Genomic DNA, 15452 nt, shown 5'->3' on the forward strand with positions numbered 1-15452 from the left:
CTCTTCTAGATGGCTTCACTAATACTATCTCTTAGGTATCCTCACAGGCTTGTTGTATAGTTCTCGCTATAGTAGCAACTTCCTTTGAACTATAGTGATGGTTCACCTGATGTGTTCGTACTGTATCAATCAGCTTGTTCGACCTAACAGCGACCACTGTAGGTTCCTTGGCCTCGAGTTTCATTTTTTCATTGCTGAAAACGATTAGCGGCTCAACAAAAATGCGGTTTTTGAATCGAGCGTCAAGAGTATCTGTCAGAATCTTGTTCAAATTAGCTGCATTTTTCTTAACTTGCATGCTAATACTTCGAATCTCTTTCTTACTGGCTCCCGATATCCTTGTATGATACCACTTGTCCCCGTGAACAGATAGCCTACTGCTATAGTTTTTCACTTCTATCACAAAAATGCCGTTGGCCCCGACCAGAACATGATCAATATTCCCTTCCCGCGAATGTAAGATGACATCTTCAAGAAGGTAGTAGCTGTCATCCAATTCTTTCAGTACTTCACTCACCAATCGCTCTCCTACCATGCCTGCGTCATAGTCCGAATACTCTTTCCAGTACTTCATGGCGAGTGCCAGTATGAGGACACCTAGCAGAAAACCAACCTGTGGGACTGCAAACATGATAATAGCTCCACTAATGAGAAGAACTATCGCTCCATTGCGGAAGAATTTGGCCTTGCCTGAGAGATAAGGAAAGCTGGTTTCTTTCAGGACTTTGACCACTTGAAATCCTCCTGCTTCGGAATAAGAATCGATTATGGTATGCGCTCATATAATCTGAATATTCTGTGATAAAGCCCTCGTGCAATCGAAACGGGTTCTTGTGCTGCTGATTTCCAGAAGACAGCATACTTCTTTCCGGGTTCTCGCCTAAATCCGCTTAGATTATCATTCTTCAGATGTACTGAGAATGTTTTCCAATTTCAGTAACTACGAGCCAGCCTTCAAAAAGCCCTCAGCTGCCGCTTCAGCCAGTTTGGAAGCAATCCTCTGAGCTTCTCTCAAAATTGCATTTTCGTTCATCGTTGTGATATTGCCATTCTGCAATACTATTTTGCCATCAATAATCGCGGTAGTTACTTCAGATCCACTCGCGTGCAATATTAGGTTTGGAATGATATTCCTGATAGGTTGTTGCACTATCGGTACCAAATTAGGCCGTTCCATATCAACGAGTATCAAATCAGCCTTTTTTCCAGCTTCGATTGAACCTATATCCCTATGAAGTCCATGACACATGGCTCCACCTATAGTTACCATTCGAAGGACATCCCAAGCTGGTAGTGCGGTAGGGTCCTTGTGCTCAGTTTTTGAAAGGATTGAGGCGTATTTCGCTTCCATGAACATATTGTGCCCATCAGGTGGGCACTGGTCCGAGCCAAGCCCTGCCACTCCTCCAAGCTTTTTGAAGCTCGCCAATGGTGGTACTATCCCGTCTATCATCCCAATTGATCCTGGACAACCCACCATTCTCACATTCTTCTTTGCGAGTAAAGACAGTTCTTTCTTGGTGGTATCGTGGCAGTGAACAGCTATCAGTCTGTCATCCAAGTATCCTATCTCATCGAGATAATTCACAGTAGACTTACCATATCGCTCCATCATCTGTCGCCGTTCTCTCTCGCCTTGAGCCACATGCATGTGGATGGGCAAATCATGTTCGATTGCAGCATCTCTTACCTGTAAAAGAAGTTCCTCACTTAGCATATCCGCAGCTTGTGGGCCAAACAGACAAGTAATCCGCCCATTTTCCGCTCCATGCCATTTCTTTATCAATTCGATGTTCTCTTTGAGCCTTCTCTCTCCCAGTGCATGGTCAAATGGGTACAAGATGCCTTTCCCCTCTTTCTTTGTACCTACTTCATTGATGGTAGCGCAAACATGTGCACGAACTCCGGCGACAAGATAGACATTCTTTACTAAATCTGCCATCGATGTAGCATAGTCGCAGAAGCATGTAGTCCCAGCCCTGAGTCCCTCAATAACGGTTAGCTTGGAACCGATAATTGCCGCCTTCTTAGTCATCTTGTTTGCTAGGGGATCGATTGCTTTGGTCATCCATTCAGATTCAGGCACATCTTGGGCGAGCCCCCTGAATAAGCTCAAAGGTGTGTGAATGTGCGCATCCACGAAACCTGGAAGAATCGCCTTTCCCGTGGCGTCAATTTCGATTTCTGCTGAGAATTTCGATTCAATTTCGGAGGTCCTTCCAACCGCCTCGATTTGGCTCCCCTCTATTGCGACAGCACCGTTTTCAACGATTTTCATTCCCTTCGAGCTGGGCGTCACAACAGTTCCATTAGTAACAATAATTGAACTCATGGCCTTTCCCACTCCTACCTGATGAGGTATGGTAACATTGAGTAACCAGAGAACAGTACACTGGTGAAATTTAGGAGAAAATGAATAATACCAATGGGCCACATACTCCTTGATTGCCTGTATATGATCAAGTAACAGAGTGAAACAACGAACTGTAGCACGAAGAAAATCTCAGTGAAGGGAGAGACACTTGCACTCCCGAGGAGAAATCGCCCCCAGAACAATGCGTGTATCAGTCCAATATATGTCACATACAGAAGAACCCCAATAGCTATACCCAACCATCTCTTCGTTTTTTCATCCCAGAATTCGGAGAAGGATTCAAAGACGTACAGCCATGAAAGCTGTTCTGAGAAGGCGTTTATTGGTGCCCAGAGCAATAATGTTCCCAGAAATCCCACTAGGGTGCTATTTGTCACTCGTTCAACAACAATCCAGCTATCGATGATCAGCCCAATTTGGGCTACAAGTGCGATAATAAACGGAATTGTGACATAGCCTTTGAATTGACCAATGATGTTACTATCCTCTATTTCGTACCCTGTGTTTCCGTATCGCCATTTTCTGACTCCGATACAGAAGATCCCGTAGTAAATTATTAGAACAGGAAGCGCTCCGATAGATGTATAGAGATACCAGCTGAGTATTGGTAATCCAACGGTTGCAATGATTGCTATGACTAAATCGAGGGGTTCTGGCTGGAACGATGACATCTGTTTCTTTCCCATTGCTATCCTCTCGTAACCTTGTATGGCTGGAATTCCCTTAAGATACATCATGCATAACGGCTCTTATTACTATATTCTCGCAATTACGAGGTGATGCGCCTTGTCTCATGAAGAAAACCGGAATATGGAGAATTTGGATATAGCCAGTCGTGAACATGATCTCGTGAAGCTAGACCCCGATCGGCGAATTTGGGGTTATGAAGGATGCGGCATTATGTGGAATTTCTATCTGGTCAAGGATGAAGCAAGGAACCGAGCTGATGATAGAGACCTAATCGAAGTGACTCTAAAGGAAGGATACGAGCTGGATAGTACCCGTCGAAAGCAGATGGGTCTCAAGAGAATTTCAATTGAAGATTTCCAACGCATTCTACTTGACGATAGGGAACCATCAGAAACATGACATGGATTTTCCAATCCTCGGAATGAAGACCAGCGCTGAAGTGAAGTCTTATTTTCTAAAGCGAATCAAATCTACACAAAGGTTGAGAGAACTTGACTGATGATTCTACCACCAAGGATGCGTGGCTCGTCTCGGAGAAGGGCTTGAGCCGTTGGGCCAAGGTTCGGCGACTTGTTATCCTGATCTTACTGGTTGATTTGATAATTATGGTTTGGTTTGGAAGAGTGATAACAGGTAATCCACTAGACGGTTTCTACTGGCCGCGGCCAAATATGGTACTCTTTCCAATACCCATGGATTTCGGGTCATGGACTCCGGTGTTTAGTCCACTCAATCCACTTGATGCTTTCATCTATACGGTCTTCATTTATGGCGGCTTATGGATTCTATGGTCTTTTGTTGCGATTCTTTACGTAATCTATCCTTTTATTGAACCTCTTCGAACAAGGGTAGAGGGCCTGAGAAAACGCTAGCAGTAAACCAAATGCCCTATTTCTTACGTATATTTTAAAGCACAAATTCTAAGGTGAATTCAGCGGCTTGCAAGATGACTGTGAATGATGGCAAGAGTGATAGCAGTAGTTCTGGCGCAAGTAGCTCAGGCTATGTTCCAAATCTTGCAGAGTTTTATTTTGAACCAACTCATGATTGGTCAGCAAAAGAGGCCCATATACTATACGAAGAAAAGGGGAATGAGATTCCATCAGAGCTCTGTAATCAAGTATATTATCAAGATTGTATCACCGGGATGAATGAGCTTCCTAACGAATGCATTGACCTCGTGGTTGCGGATCCACCCTTTGGGATAGATTTTGATGGCAAAAGTAGTGTCTACAATAGAAATGAGAATCATGTAGTAGATGGTTACGAGGAAATAGACGGGTCGTATTCTGAGTTTACACTCCGTTGGATGGCTGAGTTACCACGTTTACTCAAAGATCACGGGTCTGCATATGTTTTCAGCGGCTGGAGTAACTTGGAATCAGTTCTTAAGGGTGGTCGCCTAGCAGGGCTTTCCGTCCTCAACCATATTGTGTGGAAATACCCCTTCGGCGTATTTACACGAAAGAAATTCGTAACAAGTCACTATCATGTACTGCTTTTTGTCAAGAACTCAGAATCCTATTTTTTCAACAAAATTGAGCATTATCCTCTAGACGTTTGGAATATTAAACGACGATATCGTGCAGGTCGTGCAAAGAACGGGACTCGACTCCCTCTTGAAGTGGTCATGAGATGCATCGACTACTCTTCTCGTCCTGGAGACCTTGTTTTGGACCCGTTTATGGGCAATGGTACCACTGCTGTTGCGTGTAAAACAAACTACCGGCATTACCTCGGGTATGAAATCAATGATGAACTACAACCCATTATTGAGGATGAGCTTTCTCATAGAGATACTGGAGAATCCTATGTCCCTTACAAGGATAGGCTTCCTTCAATAGAAGAGCTCGCCAAGAAATACCCGAAGGCGTATGAGGTTTATAGAGAACGTGAGAACCAGAAAGTGAGATAACAGAAAGAAGGTGATTAGTCTGGAGCCAAGTGACCTGCTAGAAGACTACGGGAAGTCCCGGGATAGACTAGCTGATGTTTCGGCTGATTCTGATGTTTTCAATCGGGAATTTGGCTCACAACTCACAGCCTGGGAGTATCGTTTCCATCAAGAATTCAGGCAAAGAGTTAGCGGTCAAAGGATGCGATACAAAGGTTTTGTACGGCATACGACCAATGATTCTGTTTTCCTACTTTCTCCCAGTCCCTACATGCTTGGTGGAGTTTTCGTCTATCTTTACGAGAATCAAGAGCTCCCGCCAGATGGAGCAATAGTAGAGATTGAAGGGAGAAACATAGCCGTCCCATCTCTGCTCCAGCGCTCTGATGAGACTGTGCGGGCGATTTCTGCTGATGCTCTAGAAAAGGTAGAGTTCGATCTTCTTTCCGAAATCGAGCCACCAATGTCACTCAAGAATCTCTCACGATTGCTTTTCGAAGACGTCGGAATGGCAGAGGCAAGCAAACGGGTTTTTGCCCGTCTCTTCGTATCCAGTCCCCCATATCAAGATGCGGTTGGTGGATTGGCAACAGGAATCCAAGCCATCGCTAAGAAGAAACAGGTACGCCGTCTATTTTCATTCATGAAAAAAGCTGTTCCGCGTACTCTTCGCGGGAGCTGGCCTGTAACCAAGAATGTGCGCGGTTTGCGTGTAGCAACACCTGACCGTTGGCGCCTTGATGTTGGTACTACGAATAAATCAAAAATCAAGAAGCTTTGTGTGGAACGGGTCGACCCCTCTGGATTTCGTGAAGTTTCCATTGGTGCCCTTACTAATCGCGAGACCGCAGCACTGCCTGATGTACCTCTGGCTTTAGCCACCGAGGATTTCTGGGTTGAAAGTACCAATGCTGAGACATTGAGCTTGCCAATCCTCAAATCCGCTATCACCTACCAGCTTCTTACCCCGCAGATTTCCGAAGATGCGATAGAATCTGCGACTGAGCATATAGTTTCACGTCTTCAGCTATTGCGAGACAGTTTTGGTTTTGACAGATCTGTACTTGGAAGAGGTCATCTTCTAGATGCAGACCGTATGGGACGCCCACTTAGCACAATACGTCTAGCACGTTCGACAGCACGGGCTAAGTGGGATACCGATGTGACTGCGAAGGATTTGAGGCGAGCTTGGGACAATGTCCTTGAACCAGCCTTGAAAGAATTCGCTGAGATTGCTGCCCTGAGGGAAGGGGCTGAAGCTGATTGGGGCAAAGGCAGACCTTTGCATCGATACAATACGAAAGTACACCGGGCTCTGAGAAAACTGGATACTGGCAAAGCCACTTCACTTGGACCGACTTTGCAGGAGATTGCTGAGGAGGCTGGTGTTGAGGTTCAAAAGGCTGCAAGAACACTAGAAGAGATGAAGAAAGACGCAGTAGTCTATGAACCGCGCTCAGGTCATTACCGGCTAGTCTAGCGAATTTCACATATTGGAATAGAGCTTATCTTCCTGATCCGTAACTAGACCGTGCTTGAATTCTTCAGATTCTTCCCCCTCTTCCACTATAGACACATCACGGGGCCCTATTCTTCGAGCGTCGTACCCTCTAACTATAACCATGGGGTCTAAATTCGCTTTGTCCGCGTCTTTCCCCCTCCAGATGTAGAATTTTTCCCAAGTGTCGAGAACAAATATCCCGTCACTCTTTAGTGAATCTTCTCGTGCGGGTACTTCTCGAAACCAGATTTCATCTTCTACCTTGTGGACCTTCCATAGTCTGTGTTCATGCCTTCGAGTAGCAACTTCTCGTACAAAACTTTCTGCGCTTTCTCGAGTCACTCGAAAGTTGGGAAATAGCTCACGAAATTCTCGGGGTTCATGTCCTGCTGGAAGACGAAGCAGTTCGATTTCTTCTTCCTTTGTCTGTTTGAGCACTCTGGCAGCTTGGCCCAATGTATGTTCTTCTACTTCGTTTTCAGACCCAACCCAGAGATATAGCTCGTCATCTGCATCTACCAAGTAACAGTCTCTCTTTCCGAATGCTCCTTTTCTGGGCATGCGAATGAGCCTGCCCTTGATGATGTAGTAAACAACTGCTTCCGACATTCGAATCCCCGTTTTGAAATTTGCAATCTTCTGGCTTTTGTTTATGGTCCGGATATTGGACGAATATATGAACAATTCCCTTCAAGATTGCCTTCGTTGATTAGTATTTGCTACTCGTTTTATTCTAAACGAATCGTGAAGTGAACCGCGCTATATCCCATAGATTGCTTGGTAAAAACTGCTTATGCATGTATTCTGTTTCTTAGGAGCCAGAATTGCAGCAAATTGATAAGAAAAACTCTCTACAATTCATTGAGGGAATGGCATGCAACAGAAAAAGCTTGTTGGCATTATTGTTTTCTGTACCATTGCGCTCATATTGATTCACCCGGTTCTCGGATGGCAAAACACCGGTGTCAAAAGCGACCATCTGAATGAGTACTACTTCTGGTGGGATGAAGAAACCCCATTTGCGAATGTATCTTACAACATGCGATACCCCGCAACTAGTGCTAGTAGTCCTCTTGATCAGAGCGATCCAGGATTCCGCGTATCCATGAATGTGGATGGTGGAGAACAGCCCTGGTTCGCATATGCGGCTCTCGAGCTTCATGTTAGAGTTCAAGGACCTAGCTCACCAGAAGTTATGGTAGATGATGTATACTATGGTCAAGATACGATTGACGCATCCTTGGATGAGATGTTCAGCTTCCAAATTGCCACTTCTTCACATTCAAACATCCAGTATGATTGCAAGAGCCTTTCTGAGGAGAATTTCTTCCGAGTGGTATTCATGGGATGCTAACGGTTGGCCAACGAAGTACGACAAAGCATTGACAGTCACTTTAGAGCTGTCACTGGACCCTGATATCACAGCTCAATACAATGTTACTGTGGCTTATACCTACAAATTCTATACTAGTGGCCATTGGATGAATGAAGATGTCACATATTATGATTCTTGGTTGTACTATTACAGCCCTTCGTAGGAATCGAAGATAGTCAAGTGTACTCTCACAACTAATTTATGCCCGGCTTGCATATTATATACCATTCAGGGGGTTGAAAAGACGGATGAATAAGTGGGAAACTGAGTTCCTCCGCAAATTGGTTGAACTGGATACCAACAGCGTTGAGAAACTGAATTACCCTCAGTGCGCAGAAGTATTGATGGATTATTGTAAGGATGCCGGTCTAGAGGTTGAAGTATTCGATTCCGAGGACGGGGGCATATCCCAACCAAATGTTGTTGCCACTATGGATGTAGGCGCCGAGAAGACGGTTTTGCTATGTACTCACTATGACATTGTGCCTGCTGGAGAGAGAGAAGAATGGACTAGAGATCCCTTTGCTTTAACTGTTGAGAAGGGAAAGGCATACGGTAGAGGCGTTAGTGATGACAAAGGTAACGTTGTTGCTGCTGTCAGTGCGGCAAAAGAGCTTATAGCAAATGGCACTTCAAAAGTGAATCTCAAGATACTTATTTCGCCAAATGAGGAAGTCGGCGGCGAATATGGTATTGACTATTTGATCAATGGTCCGCCAACCATCCGTGGTGATTTTGCGGTAGTTGTAGATAGTGGTCCAGAATATGTGAGCATAGGAGCTAGCGGTGTAGTTGCAGGAGCAATCACTATCAAGGGTAAACAAGGACATGCTGGTTATCCCTTTATGTTCAGAAATGCAATACACTTGTCACTACCTTTTCTGGATGAAATAATGCGATTCTCCGATGCAAGACAAAATGTCGAATCCATGGTTCCTGCTCCTCCGGGGTCACCGCATCGAAATCTCTGGGGTCGTTTCAGTATAACCATGTATAACGCAGGAACAAAAACCAACGTGATTCCTGGTAAGGCCCAGATCTGTTTCGATTTGCGCTTGATTCCAGAGGAGAAATCTGAGGATATCATTAACGAGTTTGAGACGTTCTTCGAAAGTGTAAAAGAAGAAACCTTTGTCGATGCTGATTTGGAAATCAAGCACAAGATTGACGGCTGGTCAACGGATCCACAACATCCGATGGTTACTTCTTTCCATGCTGCTGCAAAAGAAGTAGTGTCTCCAGATATTGCACTTTGTGGCGAACTTGGTGGTAATGATGGAACCTACTTCAGGAAAGTTGGCATACCTACTGTTTGCTATGGTGTTATAGCTCGAGACTGTAATTTTCATGGAGTTGATGAATTCATGCGGCTAGCTGATTTTGATAAAGTGAAGAACCTACTTATCCGATTTGCAGAGACTGGTGCCTGATGTCTTCGCTTTCAGACCTAAAAATTGGGGCTCCGGGCCCCTTTCTTCCTCCATGGGAGAATGTTGAGAAGAATGCTCGATTAATTGATTCATTGGGTTATGACAGTATGGCATTCCCAGATCATTTTGCAGGATTTGTACCTGATAGCATATGGACGCCTGATGTTACCCCTTTGGCCCTTGTTCAACAATCCCCTCATACGTACTTCGAGCTGGGGAGCATAATGTCTGCCTGTGCTGTCGTAACCGAGAGAGTCAAGTTGATTTCTGCTGTTACCGAACCGATTCGACGACATCCCTTCTTACTAGCTCAAATGTTCTTGACCCTGGACCATATTAGCCACGGTCGCACCATTATGGGCATTGGTGCAGGGGAGGTTGAGAATATCGAGCCCTACGGGTTATCGTACTCCGCCCAAGTTGGGAAACTTCGAGAAGCACTAGAAATCATTCAGATGATCTGGGAAACTCACGAACCTATCACCTTTGAGGGTCGCTTTTGGAACCTGAAGAATGCAGTAATGTCTTTGAGACCCGCTAGAGAAGGTCACCCACCGCCAATTTGGATTGGAGCGCATGGACCAAAGATGCTAGAGTTAACAGCTGAATTTGGGGATGGCTGGATACCCACATTGCTTAAGCCACACGATTATGGTGAACGGTTGAGAATTATCGAGAATCATAGGGATCGAATGGACAAAGAGGGGAATTTTACGCCAGCTTTGTGGAGCTGGTGTATCCTCGATCAGGACCCGACGATTTGTGAAGAGATGATGGATACTCCATTGGCCAAAGCATTTGCTCTTCTGTATCCCGCAACTGAATGGAAGAAGCTTGGATATTCTCATCCATTGGGTGACGATTTCTACTCGTTGAGGGACTATGTACCCCAAGAGCTGGATCGCGAGACTGCACTCAGGGCGATTGAACAAGTACCAATGGACATTCTCAAGGAGTTTTATCTGTACGGCTCAGCCGAGGACATCATATCTGCGCTCGAAGACTATCAGGAAAAAGGCCTTGAGCACATCATCCTCTGGAATTCTACCGGGATGTTTGATTTGGAACGGACCAAAAACTCTTACAGCATATTGAAACAAATTCTGTCCTATGTCAAAGGATAACACCCCTCTCATCTTGGTTACGCAAAACAAACATAAACTCAAGGAACTCACTCCTCTGTTCGAACGATATGATGTGAATTTCGAAACCTCCCCAATAGAGAAAACGGAGGTCCGCTCTCAGAGTGTTGAGATTATTGCTAAGAAAGCTGCACAAATCGCGTATGACTCACTGAACCGACCGGTAGTCCTAGACGATACTGGATTCTACATTGAGCATCTTGATGGTTTCCCAGGAGCTTATGCAGCCTATGTCCTCGATACAATCGGCACTGCAGGAATCCTCAAGCTCATGGAAGATGCCACTGACAGAACGGCACGATTCATTACGGGGGTTGGATATTGCGATAGCCATCAATGTAGGACCTTCGAAGGTGTTATGGAGGGCCAAATAGGCTATGAAGAAGCAGGAGGGGGCGGCTTTGGATACGATCCTATTTTCAAGCCTGAAGGTTTCGAGAAGACATATGCTGAGCTTGCATTTTCCGAAAAAGTAGAAATTTCTCATCGTACCCGCGCTTTCAAGAAATTCTTGAAATGGTATACAACTTAAAAGCACCAGAATTATCACCATCAGTAGTGGTGGTATATGTCTGTCAGTGAAGCTACGAAAAAGGCGCTGAAGGAGCTCGGTCTTACTGAATACGAGCTCCAAGCATATGTGGCGCTGGTATCCGGTGGCGAAATGTCCGCCTCTGAAGTGAGTTCTGCTTCTGAAGTTCCGTACAGCAGAGTGTATGATGTGCTGAATCGGCTGGAGGACAAAGGATTCATTCAAGTTCGAGGTGGACGTCCTACTATCTATGTTGCCAAGGCCCCTACTGAAGTGGTTCGCCTTGTGAAACTGGAGTGGGAACGACGTTTGGAGAAACACGGGGATCGTGTCGTAGAAGAATTACAGCCACGTTTTGAGAAGGATACACAGGCAACAACCCGTGATGTCTGGGTACTTCACGGACGAGCAGCAATTCTTGCAAAAGCAATGGAAATGCTAGAACAAGCAAGAGATGAAGTTAAGCTATCATTACCGAGGCTTGACTTGTCACTAGAAGATCTCGATGCTGTTGTTGAAAGGGTTCTAGAGCTCAAGGCAAAACGGGTGCGGATTCTAACCGCGGATGTTGATGAAACAATTGAACCCGTCATACCATCGGAATATGAAGTCCGGACAAGGGATCGAGTTTTTGGTGCTGGCTTGGTTGTTGATTCTGAACAAACACTGATTATCATTGCAGGCGGAGAGGATGAAACCAGTTTTGTTGGCGTTTATTCGTCTCATGCCGTTTTCGCAGCTATTGCGAATGCTTACTTCGATTCGCTATGGGATGAAAGCACTGATTTCGGGTGATACAGGAGCTTTTTAGACCTAACAAAGACCATTCTCTGAGGTCCGTTTATTGGAGGATCTCAGGGGTTTGTAGAATGGATGGATTGGAAGCTAAGCTCACGCCTAATGCCCAAGCATTTCTCGATAAAGTAGAGTATTTCCAGATTTCTAATGGTATTGCCAGCGTGGAAGATGAACACCAACACCTTTACGAAATAGTTGAGAATTTCAGAGGGAATCTCTATGAAGCACTGGTTCAAAGGCTTAAAGAAATACTGAGACCGGGCGGTGTGAAAATCGTTACCGAGAGCGACCTTTCGTCCATTGTTAATGAGCTTGTGAGGACAAATGCGTCAATCTTACGGAAACCAGAATTAAGCACCCTTTCGGTAGCAGTAGAAAAACCTGGTATGTCTATGAAACGAATGAGTACGGAAATTACAGATTTAAGCTATAACCAAGTACGAAGAGCGATGTCCAGGTTAGAGAGTAATGGCATCTATACTGTACGTGGTCTTTTGAATGCGTCCTTGTTGGGACTACGGCGATACCTCATTGTGCTCGATTCGCCGAACCTTATTCCCACAGGACCATATTTTCACAAATTCTTGTTCACAACTACAGCTCAGAAAGTGTATGTTGTAGCCACCTTTCCTAAAGAAAAGGAGGCTGATTTTCTAAATATGGTGCGATCACTCCGGACAGATGCAAGAAGTGTAACAGCCTACTCGCTGTCGAGAGGCTCTCTCCATTTCAGTCCAGCCTACTACTCGGAGGAAAAACGATCATGGGAAATCGAACCACTACACTTTGGCATGATGCTTCGACAAGGAGGTGAAGAGCTAGTGTTTGGTCGTCCAATACGACATTCTGATGAAACCGAAGTTATTCTCGCGAATTCTGAACCGAAAATACTTCATGTTCTCCAACAGTCCTATAACATGTCCATTTCACAGATTGCATCTAAGACTGGCCTTTCAGAGACTACAGTGGTAGAAACACGCCTGTGTTTATTCAATGATCGTATTGTGCTCCCTCGCCCACATTTACGCATTCCGACATTACGGGAAATGCTTCTTTTTCATATGTCTGATGCAGCTGGGGATTTGTTTGCTACGTCTCGTTATCTACCCATAACCTACAGCTCGAAACTTGAAAATCTAGAGACCTCCGAACAGAGGATATTGCTTCTAGCATACTGCAGAGGCGGATTGACAAAGCAGATGAAAGACTTGGCATTACGTGCTACTTCGCTTGTTGATAACGTCGTGGTTCACAGACTGCAGTGTGGAATATCTGATTGCGTCCCTGTTGAGACCATGTATGATACCAAGAAGGGGGAATGGATTTACAGCAACACTCTGTTCGACGCTATCGGGTACAACACGATCAAACGAAGTGCGTCACGGGACAGCATTCCTCTTGACTTGTCTTGGTAACCTTGCTATCAAAATCCATATTTGGGCGCCTGAACTGATTCAGTTTTGCAGAAAGGGCGTCCGGCTATGTTTGAAATAGTGTTTCTTGGAACAGGTGGCTCCATGCCTACTGAAGGCCGGAATCTTCCTGCTGTAGCTGTGCGGTTCAAAGGGTGGATTTTCCTCCTTGACGCAGGCGAAGACGTTCAGCGGCAATTTCAGAAGGCCAACTTAGGTCTTAACAAGAACATGGCTGTATTCATAAGCCACATGCATGCTGATCATATCCTTGGTTTACCAGGACTCTTACTCAGGTTTTCTCTGCTTGGCAGAATCAAACCACTTTCTATCTACGGACCTCCACCGTTAGTCCAATACGTAAAATCATGTCAAGAGACTATTCACCTGGGTACACCCTTTGAGACAACAGTGTATGCAATCGAAGAGGGCCCTCTTCTTGATGTTGATGATCTGTCTATCGAAGCCTTTGAGGTAGACCATCGCGGATTCGCTTTGGGCTATTCACTCACCTATCAGCGGCCAACTGGCCCTTTCATTCCTGAAACTGCAAGGGATTTAGGAATCCCTGAAGGCCCCTTGTGGGGCAAGCTGTCTTCTGGTGAGGCTGTTGAACTGGAAAACGGCCAGATTATTGAACCACAAGAGGTTACAGGTCCAAAGCCCCCGCCTATCAAAATCGTCTATTCCGGTGATACGCGATATTGCGACACACTTGTAGAAGCGGCTCAAAACGCAGATGTACTGATTTCTGAAGCTATGTACACCTCTGAGCATGCTGATTTAGCCGAGCCTCGTGGTCACATGACCGCTACAGAAGCAGCACAGCTAGCAGTAGAAGCAGATGTAGATCTATTGGTGCTAACTCATTACAGTCCACGCTACGAAGATGGTGGACAAATCGCACATGATGCTAGAACGATATTCTCCAATTCGATTGTTGCTGAAGACTTGATGCGAATCAAGATGGATACCGAGGGCAATCAGCAAATCATTCGTCCGTGATACGGATACTCAGATGGTGAAACGAATTGCTTCCAATGGGTGCCGTGTTATCATTCTCTGTATGATTTTACGTTTCAAGTATTCACCGCTATTCCCTAAAATGATTTGTTTTGCATAGCCGCGGAGGACCTTGTCCTCTGAGAGTAATCTGATAAGCCGCGAGATACGGTCTTCAGATTGAAACAGGGTTTCTGCTATGAATCTTTCAATTTCCAGCTGTTTTCCTAATTCTTCTGCTATTCTTTCTTGATATGATATGACATGTGCGGCCCGTTTCATATCAACAGCCTCTTTGGCTACTTCAGCCGCAATTGTGCCTGAGCGTATGGCATAATAGATACCCTCACCTGTTATCGGTGATGCTAATCCGGCTGCGTCACCTAGAAGCATAGTCCTTCGGCTGACCAGTTTCGTACTTCTAGTGTAGAAAGGTAACCTGAATCCTTGCTGATTTGGCTTTTCCACTTCAATCTTCTTGTTCTTCTGCACTTGTTGAAGGAATGATTCCCATTCAGCTTTAAGATTCTCAGCTTTGTCTGATCTGCATCCAAGCCCAATGCTGATTTCCTCTCGCCTTGGGAAAAACCAGCCGTATCCCCATTTGATGGCACCGGGATAAATCTCAAGGCCCAACCGACCGGTTGAATCCTTGTAGCTGATTTCTTCAATAACCCTTTCTTTTAGAGGTATATTGGTGGCAAACCCTATAGCTACTTCATCTGGCTGCCAGCAGTCCCGTATCTTCATACTTCTGGCAACAACACTTTCAAAACCGTCTGCACCTGCTATTAGCCTTGCTTTGAAGGAATCTCCTTCACATAGAACCCGTACCGCCCTTCGAAGCTGCTCACAAGCTACGGCTTTGACATTTTCAAAAACATCTACACCTGCTTCTTTAGCCCTCTCTAATAGGGAAGAATCAAAACGGGAACGCTTCACCATGTATCCCTTCTTCTTCTGTAGAGTTAGTTCAACACTGTCCCCTTCAGGTCCAAGGATGCTTGCAGAGTAGAACTTCCTTTCCGCTATTTTGTCAATGGGAACACCCAATTCTTGTTCTACTCGCGGACCAATTGCTCCACCACAGATTTTCTCACGTGGGTGTTTCTCTTTCTCCAAGATTGCAGTATCCAGCCCTGCAAGAGCTGCCTTTCTAGCACATGTGCTTCCTGCAGGACCGCTTCCTACTACAACCAAATCGTACATCCTTCTCGCTCCCAGAATAACAACGCTAAGGCACTAGATTACTCTATGTACAACATACAACTCGTTTTTGTATTATGTAGCTTTAGCATTGAT

General features: G+C 45.2%; 16 protein-coding genes. 11 read left to right on the forward strand and 5 right to left on the reverse strand.

Translation table 11 applies throughout. The features are described 5' to 3' along the window. Positions 1-31 precede the first annotated feature (31 nt). The 3 genes from GF309_02670 to GF309_02680 all read right to left on the reverse strand — a co-directional run bounded on the left by GF309_02670 (position 32) and on the right by GF309_02680 (position 3060). Entirely contained in the window at positions 32-733 is a 702-nt protein-coding gene (locus GF309_02670) for a hypothetical protein (protein ID MBD3157670.1), read from the reverse strand. A 207-nt stretch (positions 734-940) separates the two neighbouring features. Further along, the gene (locus GF309_02675; protein ID MBD3157671.1) at positions 941-2332 is read right to left on the reverse strand and encodes an amidohydrolase family protein; all 1392 of its coding nucleotides are present in this window, start codon (positions 2330-2332) and stop codon (positions 941-943) included. Positions 2333-2346: 14 nt separating this feature from the next. Next, positions 2347-3060, reverse strand: coding sequence for a hypothetical protein (locus GF309_02680; GenBank protein MBD3157672.1), 714 nt, complete (start codon positions 3058-3060; stop codon positions 2347-2349). Positions 3061-3160: 100 nt separating this feature from the next. Here GF309_02680 and GF309_02685 point away from each other — a divergent pair, with 100 nt between their 5' ends. The 4 genes from GF309_02685 to GF309_02700 all read left to right on the forward strand — a co-directional run bounded on the left by GF309_02685 (position 3161) and on the right by GF309_02700 (position 6438). After that, positions 3161-3463, forward strand: coding sequence for a hypothetical protein (locus GF309_02685; protein ID MBD3157673.1), 303 nt, complete (start codon positions 3161-3163; stop codon positions 3461-3463). Between the two features lie 92 nt (positions 3464-3555). Next, the gene (locus tag GF309_02690; protein ID MBD3157674.1) at positions 3556-3936 is read left to right on the forward strand and encodes a hypothetical protein; all 381 of its coding nucleotides are present in this window, start codon (positions 3556-3558) and stop codon (positions 3934-3936) included. Positions 3937-4211: 275 nt separating this feature from the next. Next, positions 4212-4979 carry a site-specific DNA-methyltransferase gene (locus GF309_02695; protein ID MBD3157675.1) on the forward strand — a complete coding sequence of 256 codons (768 nt, stop codon included), beginning with the start codon at positions 4212-4214 and terminating at the stop codon, positions 4977-4979. 10 nt (positions 4980-4989) lie between these two features. Then, positions 4990-6438, forward strand: a complete 1449-nt coding sequence (locus tag GF309_02700) for a hypothetical protein (protein MBD3157676.1) — start codon at positions 4990-4992, stop codon at positions 6436-6438. A gap of 6 nt (positions 6439-6444) precedes the next feature. Here GF309_02700 and GF309_02705 read toward each other — a convergent pair whose 3' ends face one another. Beyond that, positions 6445-7068 (reverse strand): hypothetical protein, encoded by a 624-nt coding sequence (locus tag GF309_02705; protein MBD3157677.1) that lies wholly within the window; start codon positions 7066-7068, stop codon positions 6445-6447. A gap of 265 nt (positions 7069-7333) precedes the next feature. Between GF309_02705 and GF309_02710 the strand changes: the two genes are divergently transcribed. From GF309_02710 to GF309_02740, 7 genes are all read left to right on the forward strand, one after another. Then, a complete protein-coding gene (locus tag GF309_02710; GenBank protein ID MBD3157678.1) occupies positions 7334-7813 on the forward strand; it encodes a hypothetical protein in 480 nt (159 codons plus the stop codon). A 269-nt stretch (positions 7814-8082) separates the two neighbouring features. Then, entirely contained in the window at positions 8083-9264 is a 1182-nt protein-coding gene (locus GF309_02715; protein ID MBD3157679.1) for a M20/M25/M40 family metallo-hydrolase, read from the forward strand. Continuing rightward, entirely contained in the window at positions 9264-10388 is a 1125-nt protein-coding gene (locus GF309_02720) for an LLM class flavin-dependent oxidoreductase (GenBank protein ID MBD3157680.1), read from the forward strand. The genes GF309_02715 and GF309_02720 overlap by 1 nt, the downstream gene beginning before the upstream one ends. Beyond that, the gene (locus GF309_02725; GenBank protein MBD3157681.1) at positions 10375-10938 is read left to right on the forward strand and encodes an XTP/dITP diphosphatase; all 564 of its coding nucleotides are present in this window, start codon (positions 10375-10377) and stop codon (positions 10936-10938) included. The genes GF309_02720 and GF309_02725 overlap by 14 nt, the downstream gene beginning before the upstream one ends. A gap of 36 nt (positions 10939-10974) precedes the next feature. Continuing rightward, a complete protein-coding gene (locus GF309_02730) occupies positions 10975-11733 on the forward strand; it encodes a hypothetical protein (GenBank protein ID MBD3157682.1) in 759 nt (252 codons plus the stop codon). Between the two features lie 74 nt (positions 11734-11807). Beyond that, complete coding sequence (locus tag GF309_02735) at positions 11808-13151, forward strand: hypothetical protein (GenBank protein ID MBD3157683.1); 1344 nt, start codon at positions 11808-11810, stop codon at positions 13149-13151. 66 nt (positions 13152-13217) lie between these two features. Further along, a complete protein-coding gene (locus GF309_02740) occupies positions 13218-14153 on the forward strand; it encodes a ribonuclease Z (GenBank protein MBD3157684.1) in 936 nt (311 codons plus the stop codon). Positions 14154-14162: 9 nt separating this feature from the next. Here GF309_02740 and GF309_02745 read toward each other — a convergent pair whose 3' ends face one another. Continuing rightward, the gene (locus GF309_02745; GenBank protein ID MBD3157685.1) at positions 14163-15359 is read right to left on the reverse strand and encodes a geranylgeranyl reductase family protein; all 1197 of its coding nucleotides are present in this window, start codon (positions 15357-15359) and stop codon (positions 14163-14165) included. Positions 15360-15452 lie beyond the last annotated feature (93 nt).

It is taken from the genome of Candidatus Lokiarchaeota archaeon, assembly GCA_014730275.1.
Classification (GTDB): Archaea; Asgardarchaeota; Thorarchaeia; order Thorarchaeales; family Thorarchaeaceae; genus WJIL01.

What these genes read in the sequence shown, in the direction of transcription:
- GF309_02675 (MBD3157671.1), bottom strand. Translation starts at nt 2,332, where the DNA reads ATGAGTTCAATTATTGTTACTAATGGAACTGTTGTGACGCCCAGCTCG.
- GF309_02680 (MBD3157672.1), bottom strand. Translation starts at nt 3,060, where the DNA reads ATGGGAAAGAAACAGATGTCATCGTTCCAGCCAGAACCCCTCGATTTA.
- GF309_02695 (MBD3157675.1), top strand. Translation starts at nt 4,212, where the DNA reads ATGAATGAGCTTCCTAACGAATGCATTGACCTCGTGGTTGCGGATCCA.
- GF309_02705 (MBD3157677.1), bottom strand. Translation starts at nt 7,068, where the DNA reads ATGTCGGAAGCAGTTGTTTACTACATCATCAAGGGCAGGCTCATTCGC.
- GF309_02710 (MBD3157678.1), top strand. Translation starts at nt 7,334, where the DNA reads ATGCAACAGAAAAAGCTTGTTGGCATTATTGTTTTCTGTACCATTGCG.
- GF309_02715 (MBD3157679.1), top strand. Translation starts at nt 8,083, where the DNA reads ATGAATAAGTGGGAAACTGAGTTCCTCCGCAAATTGGTTGAACTGGAT.
- GF309_02720 (MBD3157680.1), top strand. Translation starts at nt 9,264, where the DNA reads ATGTCTTCGCTTTCAGACCTAAAAATTGGGGCTCCGGGCCCCTTTCTT.
- GF309_02725 (MBD3157681.1), top strand. Translation starts at nt 10,375, where the DNA reads ATGTCAAAGGATAACACCCCTCTCATCTTGGTTACGCAAAACAAACAT.
- GF309_02730 (MBD3157682.1), top strand. Translation starts at nt 10,975, where the DNA reads ATGTCTGTCAGTGAAGCTACGAAAAAGGCGCTGAAGGAGCTCGGTCTT.
- GF309_02735 (MBD3157683.1), top strand. Translation starts at nt 11,808, where the DNA reads ATGGATGGATTGGAAGCTAAGCTCACGCCTAATGCCCAAGCATTTCTC.
- GF309_02740 (MBD3157684.1), top strand. Translation starts at nt 13,218, where the DNA reads ATGTTTGAAATAGTGTTTCTTGGAACAGGTGGCTCCATGCCTACTGAA.
- GF309_02745 (MBD3157685.1), bottom strand. Translation starts at nt 15,359, where the DNA reads ATGTACGATTTGGTTGTAGTAGGAAGCGGTCCTGCAGGAAGCACATGT.